The 12,718-nt window shown below is 59.6% G+C and carries 11 protein-coding genes and 1 riboswitch; of the genes, 9 read left to right on the top strand and 2 right to left on the bottom strand.

Features of this window, described 5'->3' with window-relative positions:
- The first annotated feature begins 42 nt into the window (after window positions 1-42).
- The 8 genes from choW to otnI all read left to right on the top strand — a co-directional run bounded on the left by choW (window position 43) and on the right by otnI (window position 8,143).
- On the top strand, window positions 43-888 hold the full coding sequence (gene choW / locus I9H07_RS01770) for a choline ABC transporter permease subunit (protein WP_024675247.1): 846 nt from the start codon (window positions 43-45) through the stop codon (window positions 886-888).
- Window positions 885-2,063, top strand: coding sequence for a choline ABC transporter ATP-binding protein (gene choV / locus I9H07_RS01765; protein ID WP_058391374.1), 1,179 nt, complete (start codon window positions 885-887; stop codon window positions 2,061-2,063). The genes choW and choV overlap by 4 nt, the downstream gene beginning before the upstream one ends.
- A gap of 138 nt (window positions 2,064-2,201) precedes the next feature.
- The gene (locus tag I9H07_RS01760) at window positions 2,202-2,657 is read left to right on the top strand and encodes a YkgJ family cysteine cluster protein (protein ID WP_024675249.1); all 456 of its coding nucleotides are present in this window, start codon (window positions 2,202-2,204) and stop codon (window positions 2,655-2,657) included.
- Window positions 2,658-2,896: 239 nt separating this feature from the next.
- Window positions 2,897-3,802, top strand: a complete 906-nt coding sequence (ltnD, locus tag I9H07_RS01755) for an L-threonate dehydrogenase (RefSeq protein ID WP_058391373.1) — start codon at window positions 2,897-2,899, stop codon at window positions 3,800-3,802.
- 10 nt (window positions 3,803-3,812) lie between these two features.
- Window positions 3,813-5,102, top strand: coding sequence for a 3-oxo-tetronate kinase (gene otnK, locus I9H07_RS01750; RefSeq protein WP_236424821.1), 1,290 nt, complete (start codon window positions 3,813-3,815; stop codon window positions 5,100-5,102).
- Window positions 5,102-5,740: an aldolase gene (locus I9H07_RS01745; protein ID WP_024675252.1), complete on the top strand. Its 639-nt coding sequence runs from the start codon at window positions 5,102-5,104 to the stop codon at window positions 5,738-5,740. Before otnK ends, I9H07_RS01745 begins: the two co-directional genes overlap by 1 nt.
- A gap of 137 nt (window positions 5,741-5,877) precedes the next feature.
- The gene (locus tag I9H07_RS01740) at window positions 5,878-7,335 is read left to right on the top strand and encodes an SLC13 family permease (RefSeq protein ID WP_024675253.1); all 1,458 of its coding nucleotides are present in this window, start codon (window positions 5,878-5,880) and stop codon (window positions 7,333-7,335) included.
- Window positions 7,336-7,357: 22 nt separating this feature from the next.
- Window positions 7,358-8,143, top strand: a complete 786-nt coding sequence (otnI, locus tag I9H07_RS01735) for a 2-oxo-tetronate isomerase (RefSeq protein ID WP_024675254.1) — start codon at window positions 7,358-7,360, stop codon at window positions 8,141-8,143.
- 251 nt (window positions 8,144-8,394) lie between these two features.
- Here the strand turns inward: otnI and I9H07_RS01730 are convergent, their stop codons facing one another.
- Window positions 8,395-8,790, bottom strand: a complete 396-nt coding sequence (locus I9H07_RS01730; protein WP_002551711.1) for an acyl-CoA thioesterase — start codon at window positions 8,788-8,790, stop codon at window positions 8,395-8,397.
- A 66-nt stretch (window positions 8,791-8,856) separates the two neighbouring features.
- Window positions 8,857-10,746 (bottom strand): patatin-like phospholipase family protein, encoded by a 1,890-nt coding sequence (locus tag I9H07_RS01725; protein ID WP_236424819.1) that lies wholly within the window; start codon window positions 10,744-10,746, stop codon window positions 8,857-8,859.
- 261 nt (window positions 10,747-11,007) lie between these two features.
- Window positions 11,008-11,117, top strand: a riboswitch (S-adenosyl-L-homocysteine riboswitch).
- Between the two features lie 23 nt (window positions 11,118-11,140).
- On the opposite strand from I9H07_RS01725, the gene ahcY reads away from it, so the two are divergent.
- On the top strand, window positions 11,141-12,550 hold the full coding sequence (gene ahcY / locus I9H07_RS01720; RefSeq protein ID WP_024645808.1) for an adenosylhomocysteinase: 1,410 nt from the start codon (window positions 11,141-11,143) through the stop codon (window positions 12,548-12,550).
- Window positions 12,551-12,718 lie beyond the last annotated feature (168 nt).

Raw genomic sequence — 12,718 nt, 5'->3', positions numbered from 1 at the left:
CCTGCTGCCCTCTTCACCTTCCGCAAGCGGACACCCGATACCATGCTGATTGATCAAAAAATCCCTCTGGGCGAGTACATCGCCGCGTTCGTCGACTGGTTGACGGCCAACGGCGCCGACTACTTCGACGCGATTGCCTCGACACTGGAAATGATGATCCACGGATTCACCTTCGCGCTGACCTGGTTCAATCCGTTTGTATTGATCGGCCTCATTGCCGCGCTCGCGCACTTCATCCAGCGCAAGTGGGGCCTGACGGTTTTCGTCATCCTGTCCTTTCTGCTGATCCTCAACCTGCATTACTGGCAGGAAACCATGGAAACCCTGGCGCAGGTGCTGTTCGCCACCCTGGTCTGCGTCGTCATCGGCGTGCCGCTGGGCATCATTGCCGCGCACAAGCCGCTGTTCTACACCATCATCCGCCCGTTGCTCGACCTGATGCAGACCGTTCCCACCTTCGTTTATCTGATCCCGACGCTGACGCTGTTCGGCCTTGGCGTGGTGCCGGGCCTTATCTCGACCGTGGTCTTCGCCATCGCCGCGCCGATACGCCTGACGTATCTGGGCATTCGCGACGTGCCCCAGGAACTGCTGGACGCCGGCAAGGCCTTTGGCTCGTCGCGACGGCAGTTGCTGACCCGCATCGAACTGCCGTACGCCATGCCCAGCATCGCGGCCGGCATTACCCAGTGCATCATGCTGTCGTTGTCGATGGTGGTGATCGCGGCACTGGTAGGTGCTGATGGCCTGGGCAAACCGGTGGTGAATGCACTGAACACCGCCGACATCGCCCTCGGTTTCGAAGCAGGTCTGGCAATCGTATTGCTGGCAATCATGCTCGACCGCATCTGCAAACAACCCGAAGCCAAGAAAGGGTCCGACGCATGAGCATCATCAAATTCGACAAGGTAGACGTCATCTTCTCCAAGGACCCGCGTGAGGCCCTCAAGCTGCTGGATGAAGGCCTTACGCGTGACCAGATCCTCAAGAAAACCGGGCAGATCGTCGGCGTTGAAAACGCCAGTCTGGATATCGAGAAGGGCGAAATCTGCGTATTGATGGGCCTTTCGGGCTCAGGCAAATCCAGCCTCTTGCGTTGTATCAACGGTCTCAACACCGTGAGCCGTGGCTCGCTGTTCGTCGAACACGAAGGTTCGCAGATCAATATCGCCAATTGCAGCGCCGCCGAGCTGAAAATGATGCGCACCAAGCGCATTGCGATGGTGTTCCAGAAGTTCGCCCTGATGCCCTGGTTGACGGTGCGCGAGAACATCAGTTTCGGCCTGGAAATGCAGGGTCGTCCTGAAAAGGAACGGCGCAAGCTGGTGGATGAAAAGCTCGAACTGGTCGGCCTGACCCAGTGGCGCAACAAAAAGCCGGACGAGCTTTCCGGCGGCATGCAGCAGCGCGTAGGCCTGGCCCGTGCGTTGGCGATGGACGCCGACATCCTGCTGATGGACGAACCGTTCTCGGCGCTCGACCCGTTGATCCGCCAGGGTTTGCAGGACGAGCTGCTCGCCCTGCAAAGCAAGCTGAGCAAGACCATCGTGTTCGTCAGCCACGATCTGGACGAGGCACTCAAACTCGGCAGCCGCATCGCCATCATGAAAGACGGCCGCATCGTGCAGTACAGCGTGCCGGAACAGATCGTCCTCAACCCGGCCGATGAGTACGTGCGGACCTTCGTTGCGCACACCAACCCGTTGAATGTGCTGTGTGGTCGCAGCCTGATGCGCACCGTCGATGACTGCACCAGGGTCAACGGCTCGGTGTGCCTGGACCCGAGTGGCGACTCGTGGCTCGATCTGGCCGAAGGCAATGTGATCAAGGGCGCACGCCAAGGCACCGGCCCGCTCGACCTGCAAAACTGGACCCCCGGTCAGGACGTGAACAGCCTGGACCGCCGCCCGACGCTGGTGCATTCCAACATCGGCATGCGCGACGCCTTGCAGATCCGCTACCAGACAGGCAATAAACTGGTCTTGCAGGATGGCAATCAGGTGGTCGGCATTCTGGGTGATACCGAGCTGTACCACGCACTGCTGGGTAAAAATCATGGTTGAGGGGAGCTAGCTTCAAGCGGCAAGCTTCAAGCCAGGAGCGGTTTGCTTTTAGCTTGCCGCTTGTAGCTTGTTGCTTGCCGCTCACCCCTTGCCCCTTTATCATCGCGCGCCCTGATACGCCCGAAACCCGGAAGCAAAATGAAATCCACCTTGATCGCCGCCGCAGAACTCGATCGTATCGACACCTGGGCCAAGTATTCCAGCCACATGTGCGGGGGCTGCGTGTCCAGTTGCTGCACGTTGCCGGTCGAAGTAAAGATCAAGGACCTGATCCGCATCGGCATCGTCGATGAGTTCGAACGGGGCGACCCGGCGAAGAACATCGCCAAGCGGTTGCAAAAGGAAGGCATCGTCGAGCGCTACAACCAGAAGTCGGAAATCTTCACCCTGCAGCGCATGAGCAACAACGACTGCCTGTATCTGGACCGCAAAAGTCGTCTGTGCACGATCTACGACAAGCGCCCGGATACCTGCCGCAACCATCCGAAGATCGGCCCGCGCCCCGGTTACTGCGCCTACAAGCCCAAAGACGTGGTTCGTCAGGACAGCGGTTCACTGAAAAACGCCACCAGCGCGCCAGTGCCGAAATTCTGAGCCGCCCTGGGTGACGCCACGCGTCGACAATCGAGCGATTTCAATCAAGCCCCGACAAGGGGCTTTTTTGTGGGCGATGGAAAAGGGCTACAAGGGATAACCTTGAGTGTTAATTTTTGTTAGAAATAAAAATACTTCACATTATTTACCTATTGATTCACTATCGGATTCACAGATCAGAACAATAACGTTCGAATGTCGGCATCACAGGCATCGACACAGACTTTGAGGATTACGGCATGAACAGCAAAAATGTTGGCGTTATCGGCCTGGGTGCGATGGGCCTGGGCATTGCCCGCTCGTTGCTGCGCAGCGGTTTCAATGTGCATGCCTGCGATGTGCGCAGCAGCGTGACTGAAGCGTTCGCCCAGGAAGGCGGTGTTGCCTGCCAATCTCCCGCCAGCATGGCGGCTGCCTGCGATGTGATCATTACCGTCGTGGTCAATGCCGAGCAGACCGAGACCGTCCTGTTTGGTGAGAACGGCGCGGTTGCAGCCTTGCGTCCGGGCAGCCTGGTGATTGGTTGCGCCACCGTCGCGCCAACCTTCGCAGTTGAACTCGGCGAGCGGCTGGTCGCGCAAAACCTGCTGTACCTCGATGCACCGATCTCCGGCGGCGCAGCCAAGGCCGCTGCGGGCCAGATGACCATGATGACGTCCGGCCCGGCCGACTCCTACGCCAAGGCTGAAGCCATCCTCAATGGCATGGCTGGCAAGGTCTACCGCCTGGGCGACGTCCACGGGCTGGGCTCGAAAGTCAAGATCATCAATCAGTTGCTGGCTGGCGTGCACATCGCGGCCAGTGCCGAGGCCATGGCGCTCGGCCTGCGTGAAGGCGTGGATGCCGACGCGCTGTACGAAGTGATCACCAACAGCGCCGGTAACTCGTGGATGTTCGAAAACCGCGTGCCGCACATTCTCAACGCCGATTACACACCGCTGTCGGCTGTGGATATTTTCGTCAAGGACCTCGGTCTGGTGCTGGATACCGCCCGCAGCAGCAAATTCCCGCTGCCGCTGTCGGCCACGGCGCACCAGATGTTCATGCAGGCGTCCAGCGCAGGTTTCGGCCGTGAAGATGACTCGGCGGTGATCAAGATTTTCCCGGGCATTGAACTGCCGAAAGCCAAGCCAGAAAAAGCCTGAGGAGCGAATGATGAGCCTGAACAACGCTCGCCCGCTGCTGGGCTGCATTGCTGACGATTTCACCGGCGCAACCGACCTGGCCAACATGCTGGTCCGTGGCGGTATGCGTACGGTGCAGAGCATCGGCATTCCCGGCGCCGAGATGGCGGCGGATCTGGACGCCGATGCGATTGTCATCGCACTGAAATCGCGTACCACGCCCAGCGCTGACGCAGTGGCTGAATCCCTGGCTGCGCTGGAGTGGCTGCGCGAACGCGGCTGCGAGCAGATCTTCTTCAAATACTGCTCGACCTTCGATTCGACTGCCGCCGGCAATATTGGTCAGGTCAGCGAGGCGTTACTGGCGCAATTGGGCAGCGATTTCACCCTCGCCTGCCCGGCCTTCCCGGAAAACGGCCGCACCCTTTTCCGCGGTCACCTGTTCGTGCAGGACCAGCTCCTCAGCGAATCGGGCATGCAGCATCACCCGCTGACGCCCATGACCGATGCCAATCTGGTGCGCGTGCTGCAAGCGCAGACTTCCGGCAAGGTCGGCCTGTTGCGTTACGACACGGTCGCCAAAGGCGTCGACAGCGTGCGCAGCAGAATGGCCGAACTGCGTGCCGAAGGAGTGAGCATGGCGATTGCCGACGCGCTGTCGGACGCCGACTTGTACACGCTGGGCGAAGCCTGCGCCGACCTGCCGCTGCTGACCGGTGGTTCAGGGTTGGCACTGGGCCTGCCTGGCAACTTTCGCAAGGCGGGCAAGCTGCGCGACATCGACGCGGCCAAGCCAATCAACATCAGTGGTGGTGAAGTGGTGCTGGCGGGCAGCGCCTCGGTCGCCACCAACGGTCAGGTTGCGGCCTGGCTGGAAGATAATCGTCCTGCCCTGCGCATCAATCCGCTGGATCTGGCCGCAGGCAAACCGGTGGTTGAACAGGCACTGGCGTTTGCCAGAGACGCTGGGCAAACCGTGTTGATCTACGCCACCAGCACCCCGGATGAAGTCAAAGCCGTACAGAAAGAACTGGGCGTCGAACGTTCCGGTGCCATGGTTGAAGCCGCGCTGGGCGAAATCGCCAAAGGCCTGCTGGACGCTGGCGTGCGGCGCTTCGTGGTGGCAGGTGGCGAAACCTCCGGCGCGGTGGTTCAAGCGCTGGGCGTGCAATTGCTGCAAATCGGCGCACAGATTGATCCGGGCGTTCCGGCCACCGTCAGCAGCGGCGCTCAACCGCTGGCATTGGCGCTGAAATCCGGCAATTTCGGTGCACGCGACTTCTTCACCAAGGCCCTCAAGCAATTGGCGGGGGCAGCCTGATGATCGATGAAAACGCTTTGCGTCAGGAAATCTGCGATGTCGGCAGGCTGTTGTATGGCCGTGGCTACACGGTCGGCAGCGCGGGCAACATCAGCGCACGGCTCGACGACGGCTGGCTGATCACCCCGACTGATGCTTGTCTGGGCCGCATGGACCCGGCCGATATTGCCAAGGTCAATCTGGACGGTGAGTGGGTGTCAGGCAGCAAGCCTTCCAAGACCCTGGCGCTGCACCGCGAAGTCTACGACCGCAACCCGCAGGTCGGCGGCGTGGTGCACACCCACTCGACACATCTGGTCGCACTGACCCTGGCGGGCGTCTGGCGTGAAGACGACATTCTGCCGCCACTGACGCCGTATCAAGTCATGAAGGTCGGGCACATCCCGTTGATCGCTTACGAGCGTCCCGGCTCGCCAAAAGTCGCCGAGCGTGTGGCACAACTCGCCAACAGCGTGCGCGGCGTGATGCTCGAACGGCTCGGCCCGGTGGTCTGGGAAAGCTCGGTCGCCAAGGCTTGCTACGCCTTGGAAGAGCTGGAAGAAACCGCTCGGCTGTGGCTGATGAGCAACCCCAAACCCGAACCGCTCGACCCCGCCGCGCTTGAAGAATTGCGTCAGGTGTTCGGCGCGAAATGGTAACGAGCACGCATTGATCGTGAGGCGCGCTGTGCGCTTCACGGCCGAAAAACAATAACAACAGGAATCGAGAGCATGACTTACATCCATCCCGCTGTTTCGTTGTCCTTCCCTATCACCACAGTCCGGAGTGCGCAGGCATGACACCACTCATGTTGATGGTCGTGGCCGGTGCGGGCATCGCACTGCTGCTGTTCCTGGTGCTCAAGTACAAATTTCAGCCGTTCGTTGCGTTGATGCTGGTCAGCATCATCGTGGCGTTGGTCGCCGGTGTTAAACCGGCCGATCTGGTTGCCACCATCGAAGGCGGCATGGGCAAGACGCTCGGCCATATCGCAATCATCATTGCGCTGGGCGCGATGATCGGACGCATCATCGAGCTGTCGGGCGGCGCCGAAGCGCTGGCTAAAACCCTGATCAACCGCTTCGGCAACAAGCGCACGCCGCTGGCCCTGACGGTAGCGGGTTTCATGGTCGGCATTCCGGTGTTCTTCGAGGTCGGCGTGATCATCCTCATGCCATTGGCTTACGGTGTGGCACGGGCGGCCCGCAAGCCGCTGCTGATTTTCGCGCTGCCGATGTGTGCCGCTCTGCTGGCGGTGCATGCGTTCCTGCCACCGCACCCCGGCGCAGTTGCCGCTGCCAGCCAGTTGGGCGCGGACCTGGGGCGCGTATTGATGCTGGGTATTCCGATCGTGGCGGTGCTGTGTGCGATCGGTTACTTCGTCGCAGGCCGCATGACGCGTAAAACCTATCCGATGACCGACGACATTCGCGCCGAAGTCTACGGCTCGCACGTCACTAACGAAGACCTGGAAGCCTGGGCCCGCAATGACTATTCAGGCGTGCGTGAAGCGACCGAAACCAGAACCCTGGGTGCCGAAGAAAGCGCCAGCAGCCTGGCGAGCAAACTGCCACCTGCGCCTGCACCGGGTTTCGGGCTGATCATTGCCCTGATTCTGTTGCCGATTGTGTTAATCCTGCTGGGAACCCTGGCGACCACTCTGCTGCCCGCCACCTCTACGTTGCGCGCAGTGCTGACCGTACTTGGTGCGCCACTGGTAGCGCTGTTGATCGACACACTGCTGTGCGCCTGGCTGCTGGGTTCGCGCCGTGGCTGGAGCCGTTCTCAGGTGTCCGACGTAATCGGCTCGGCCTTGCCCGGTGTGGCAATGGTGATCCTGATTGCCGGCGCCGGTGGCGTATTCGGCAAGGTGCTGGTCGATACCGGAATCGGTGCCGTGGTCTCCGAAGCGCTGCGTAACACTGGTCTGCCGGTACTCGCGCTGGGCTTCCTGCTGACCTTGCTGCTGCGCGCCGTTCAAGGCTCTACCACCGTGGCGCTGGTGACCACGGCCGGTATTCTCAGCCCGCTGATCGCCACGCTGGACCTGAGCGCCAACCATCTGGCCCTGCTGTGCCTGGCAATGGGCGGTGGCGGTCTGGCCATGTCGCACATCAACGATGCCGGTTACTGGATGTTCACCAAGCTGGCGGGCCTCAACGTCGCCGACGGCTTGCGCACCTGGACCGTGCTGGTCACGCTGCTCGGTACACTGGGCTTCGTGATCACCCTGCTGCTTTGGCCATTCGTCTGACCCTTTGAAGACTGGAGTTAACATGCCTCGTTTTGCCGCCAACCTCAGCATGCTGTACCCGCAGCATGATTTTCTTGAGCGCTTCGCCGCAGCCGCTGCCGATGGTTTCGGCGCGGTCGAGTATCTGTTTCCCTATGCCTACACGCCGCAGGAACTCAAACAGCGCCTGACCGACAACGGGCTGGTGCAGGCGCTGTTCAACGCCCCGCCGGGTGACTGGGATGCTTGCGAACGCGGCATCGCCACGCTGCCGGGCCGCGAAGCGGAATTTCGCAACGGCGTTGAACGTGCGCTGGAATATGCGCAGGTGCTGGGCAACGACCGCGTTCACGTGATGGCCGGCCTGCTACCTGACGAGAACCTGCGTGAGCGTCATCAGGCGGTCTACCTGGAAAACCTGGCGTTCGCGGCGCAACAGGCAAAGGGCGCAGGCGTCACAATCCTGATCGAGCCGATCAACACCCGAGACATGCCGGGCTTCTTCCTCAATCGCCAGGATCAGGCGCAGGACATCTGCAGGCTGGTGGGCGCGGACAACCTCAAAGTGCAGTTCGACTGCTACCACTGCCAGATCGTCGAAGGCGACCTGACCACCAAACTGCGTCGTGACTTTGCAGGCATCGGCCACATCCAGATCGCAGGCGTACCGGACCGCCACGAGCCGAACCTCGGTGAACTAAATTATGAGCACCTGTTCAACGTCATCGACGAGTTGGGCTACACGGGCTGGATCGGCTGCGAATACCGTCCGAAAGGCGACACCAGCGAAGGTTTGGAATGGCTACGCCAGTTACAGGCAAAGGGCTGATTACGAAGCGCTAAAGATGACGCGGAGCGTCATGAACGGCATTCCCACGCTGGAGCGTGCGGAACGATAGGTGTCAGGGAGAACACTTGGACTATCGTGCGACGCTCCGCGTCGGCATGCCGTTCTGGACGCTCTGCGTCCGATCTTGAGCGTGCGGTGCAGATGTGTGACGCGGAGCGTCACGAAGGGTATTCCCACGCTGGAGCGTGAGGAACGATAGGCGTCCGAAAGAACACCTATCGAGGGTGAGATCAGTCCTCGACGTCGAACTGATCCTTGATGTAGCGGATTTCAGTCCGGCCGTGTGGCGCGGGCTGGCCGTCTTCGTCGAGGTTGACGAAGACGATCTTCTCGACCGTCAGGATGCTTTTGCGGGTGATCTTGTTGCGCACCTGGCATTTCAGGGTAATCGACGTACGACCGAACTCGGTGGCGGTAATACCCAGTTCGATGATGTCACCCTGGCGCGAAGCGCTGACAAAGTTGATCTCGGAAATGTACTTGGTCACCACCCGCTGATTACCCAGCTGAACGATGGCGTAGATCGCCGCCTCTTCATCGATCCAGCGCAGCAGGCTACCGCCGAACAGCGTGCCGTTAGGGTTCAGGTCTTCGGGTTTTACCCACTTGCGGGTGTGGAAATTCATGTTCACTCCTGAGCGTCTGGCCTGTAGAGAGCTGCATGATGGCAGAGCCAGCGACCCGTGCCCATGTCATTGCGCAGTTGCATCGGCCGTTGTTATACGCCACGACTTTGCCAGCTCCACAGTACCTGATTGCAACAACTGCCCGGGAAGCGTGGATCTGGAGGCATAGGCAGCAATAATGCCATCCAGCGCGCGATTGACTTCGCTGGCCGTGGTCGCCTGCAACAGGATCCGGTCAGCACTCAGCAACAGATTGATATTGGCTGAAGTTTGCAGAAAGAGATGCATCGACGGGAAGATCACTGATTTTCTGATGTTGCTTGCAATGACGCGAACTTCCCGTTCACGCATTTCGGCCAACGCGGCAGCCAGAACCGGCGATGCCACGGCGTTATCGCGCACGGCATCAAGCAGGCGCAAGCGGGCCTTTCTGTCGAAACGATTCAACTGCAGTGCCAACCACCTGAGGTGCGCCGGGTCGGTAACCATCCCATCAAGACGCGCAATCGCTTCGCGAAGACTGTCAGTCAACCTCAATCGACTGCTGTTCTCGTAGGCTTCCACCCTGGCATCCAGCATGGCAAGTGTGGCGTTGGCGCCTGAGAGCCACGTCATTATGCTGTTCACTGTGCCATCGGGCGCCCTGTTCAGGACGCTATCAAGCATCTCGTCGTCCATGCTCAGCAGCGCCTCGTTCATGGATTCGAACACATATTCCTCTCGTTTTTCTGCACGCCGCGTCAGATGTACATGGACCGCCTGCCGCAAACGCTCCTGCAGATGGTCCTTGATGTCGGCGGTCATGCCGAAATTCAGCGTGCCGCTCAACGCGCCCCTGAAATCGCCCTTTTCCGTGCGCAGTGGTACTACCACGGTCTGCTCCGCAAAGGCCTTGAGGCTGAGGTTCTGGAATTCACGACTTGCGGAAACAGGAGCCCCTGTCAGCCAGTCGGTCAACAACTGCGTAAAGCCACCACGGTCGATCGGGCTTTCCTCCTGCTCGAACCGAAGGATCAACATGTCCGAGCCGGACATGAGGTCGGTTGCCATTCCCGGATCAATGAGTTGCGGCACCGGCGTATTGAGCAGTACGCCACCATCCTGAAAGAAGGTCAGTTCTTCAATTGCCTGAAACGCCAACCCCTCTCCGGAAGGCTGCCTGAACAGCACAGGCAGAGACGCGGAAACATGCGCGGCCATTGCAATATCCAGATCAGGAGTCAACGCCGCGCTGAATACCACCAGTTGCGGCATCCCCGCGAGCATGGCCGTGCCGGTGATGTTCAGATTCTTGATCTGCGGGATATGGCGATTAAGCACTGCCAGGTCAGCGAACGTCACAACACCCCCGGCCAGCAGGCGATCCCGGATGTCAGTGACCTCGGGGGCGTGTTCATCACCGGTCCGGCTCAGGATCGCCGACCGGGCGGTTTCACGCAGCATGGCTTGCAGCGGCAGAGCCTGAGACTGGATACGCGGCAAGACACCCAATAGCACACGGGTAAAATCGCCAATGGCGCCGGGCAGTGCTTTTTGCGTTATCGCACCGAGGTCGGAAAAGGCCTGCTGAAACCAACCGGCGTTGTTGTCCGCGCTGTCGAGCAGCGAAAGCAGATCGGTGTCATCCGTGAGCGTGTCGAACTGCCGAGCATCCATCCCGCAAGCAATCAGTACCGCCATGATCGCCCCCGCTGAAGAGCCATACACCGCCTGAATGTCGTTCAGGACCCCTTGTTGTTCCAGTGCCGTGACCGCCCCGGAGTAGGCAAAGCCCTTCGCGCCACCACCACTGAGAATCAGTTTGTTGACCGGCGGCAACGCCAGTTCAAGCCGGGTCACGCCGTTTTCATAACCGGTCAATGTGATGCGACGCTTGCCTGCATGCTCGACAATTACCCGAGAACGGCCTTCGGGGCTGGGCATTGATAGCCGGGTGTCGTTCGAGGTCATGTGCATAAAGAGTTCCACCTTCCGTTGTTCCAGGGTGCGCTAGCCAGCGCTGCTTTTTGTAAGGCAAAAAGCGTGTGGCTCACGCTTTCGCCTGCTTATGGAAAGCGAGACTAGGGGCAACCTTGAAGCGAGGTGCGGTATAGGAATATAGAGGTCGAAAATCCGCCGAACGGTGATCCGACAGAAAGCCTTGGGAAGAATCGCGAGCGCAGCTATACTGCCAAACGTTTCAAAACGGTCATCAACGCTTGATACCGTTCCCGCCACCTGTCCGAGGGGCGCTGCAGCAGGTTTTCCCTGTCAGGCTCGGATGGGGCGTTGTTTGCAAGGCTGATCACAGCCGGCAAGCCTTAAACGCACAACGGCGCCCATTCGCATATTTATGGAATGGAGACTCTCAATGAGTGCTGTAATCACGCCCGCAGGTTTTAATGACTTCAAGGTCGCCGACATTTCCCTGGCTGCCTGGGGTCGCCGCGAAACCATTATCGCCGAATCCGAAATGCCTGCCCTGATGGGCCTGCGCCGTAAATACGCCGCTGAGCAGCCGCTCAAAGGCGCGAAAATTCTCGGCTGCATCCACATGACCATTCAGACGGCCGTACTGATCGAAACCCTGGTTGCCCTGGGTGCCGAAGTACGCTGGTCGTCGTGCAACATCTTCTCCACTCAGGACCAGGCCGCTGCTGCCATCGCCGCTGCCGGTATTGCTGTGTACGCCTGGAAAGGCGAAACCGAAGAAGAATACGAGTGGTGCATCGAACAGACCATCCTCAAGGATGGCCAGCCTTGGGATGCCAACATGATCCTCGATGACGGCGGCGACCTGACCGAGATCATCCACAAGAAATACCCGGCGATGCTGGACAAGATCCACGGCGTCACCGAAGAAACCACCACCGGCGTTCACCGCCTGCTGGACATGCTGGCCAAGGGCGAGCTGAAAATTCCGGCCATCAACGTCAACGACTCGGTGACCAAGAGCAAGAACGACAACAAGTATGGCTGCCGTCACAGCCTGAACGACGCCATCAAGCGCGGCACCGACCACTTGCTGTCCGGCAAGCAGGCGCTGGTGATCGGCTACGGTGACGTGGGCAAGGGTTCGGCCCAGTCCCTGCGTCAGGAAGGCATGATCGTCAAAGTGACCGAAGTCGATCCGATCTGCGCCATGCAAGCCTGCATGGACGGTTTCGAACTGGTTTCCCCGTTCATCGACGGCGAAAACGACGGCACCGAAGCGAGCATCGACAAAGCGCTGCTGGGCAAGATCGACCTGATCGTGACCACCACCGGTAACGTCAACGTGTGCGACTCCAACATGCTCAAAGCGCTGAAAAAGCGTGCGGTCGTGTGCAACATCGGCCACTTCGACAACGAAATCGACACCGCTTTCATGCGCAAGAACTGGGCATGGGAAGAAGTGAAGCCACAGGTTCACAAGATCCATCGTACTGGTGCAGGCTCGTTTGACGCACAGAACGACGACTACCTGATTCTGCTGGCCGAAGGCCGTCTGGTGAACCTGGGCAACGCCACCGGTCACCCAAGCCGTATCATGGATGGCTCGTTCGCCAACCAGGTTCTGGCGCAGATCTTCCTCTTCGACCAGAAGTACGCTGACCTGGCACCGGCCAAAAAAGCCGAGCGTCTGACTGTTGAAGTACTGCCGAAGAAACTCGACGAAGAAGTGGCCCTGGAAATGGTCCGCGGCTTCGGCGGCGTCGTCACCAAACTGACCAAGACCCAGGCCGATTACATCGGCGTGACCGTCGAAGGTCCGTTCAAGCCAGACGCTTATCGCTATTGATAGATAGCTGCAAGCGATAAGTTTCAAGCTGCAAGCAAGGGCATTTCTCTTGTTTGCAGCTTGAGCTTGACGCTCGTTTCTTTATCGTTATTACACAGCCGTGAGCGGCAAGCATGAGACTGCGGAGCCAGGCATACAGCCCTCTTGCAGCTTGTAGTTTGCAGCTAA

Origin of the sequence: Pseudomonas syringae (assembly GCF_023278085.1) — a bacterium.
GTDB lineage: Bacteria > Pseudomonadota > Gammaproteobacteria > Pseudomonadales > Pseudomonadaceae > Aquipseudomonas > Aquipseudomonas syringae_Q.
This window is presented reverse-complemented; position numbering and strand designations above follow the sequence as displayed.

Excerpts from the sequence above, each read along its gene's own strand:
- choW (WP_024675247.1), top strand. The coding sequence starts at position 43 with ATGCTGATTGATCAAAAAATCCCTCTGGGCGAGTACATCGCCGCGTTC.
- choV (WP_058391374.1), top strand. The coding sequence starts at position 885 with ATGAGCATCATCAAATTCGACAAGGTAGACGTCATCTTCTCCAAGGAC.
- I9H07_RS01760 (WP_024675249.1), top strand. The coding sequence starts at position 2,202 with ATGAAATCCACCTTGATCGCCGCCGCAGAACTCGATCGTATCGACACC.
- ltnD (WP_058391373.1), top strand. The coding sequence starts at position 2,897 with ATGAACAGCAAAAATGTTGGCGTTATCGGCCTGGGTGCGATGGGCCTG.
- otnK (WP_236424821.1), top strand. The coding sequence starts at position 3,813 with ATGAGCCTGAACAACGCTCGCCCGCTGCTGGGCTGCATTGCTGACGAT.
- I9H07_RS01745 (WP_024675252.1), top strand. The coding sequence starts at position 5,102 with ATGATCGATGAAAACGCTTTGCGTCAGGAAATCTGCGATGTCGGCAGG.
- I9H07_RS01740 (WP_024675253.1), top strand. The coding sequence starts at position 5,878 with ATGACACCACTCATGTTGATGGTCGTGGCCGGTGCGGGCATCGCACTG.
- otnI (WP_024675254.1), top strand. The coding sequence starts at position 7,358 with ATGCCTCGTTTTGCCGCCAACCTCAGCATGCTGTACCCGCAGCATGAT.
- I9H07_RS01730 (WP_002551711.1), bottom strand. The coding sequence starts at position 8,790 with ATGAATTTCCACACCCGCAAGTGGGTAAAACCCGAAGACCTGAACCCT.
- I9H07_RS01725 (WP_236424819.1), bottom strand. The coding sequence starts at position 10,746 with ATGCACATGACCTCGAACGACACCCGGCTATCAATGCCCAGCCCCGAA.
- ahcY (WP_024645808.1), top strand. The coding sequence starts at position 11,141 with ATGAGTGCTGTAATCACGCCCGCAGGTTTTAATGACTTCAAGGTCGCC.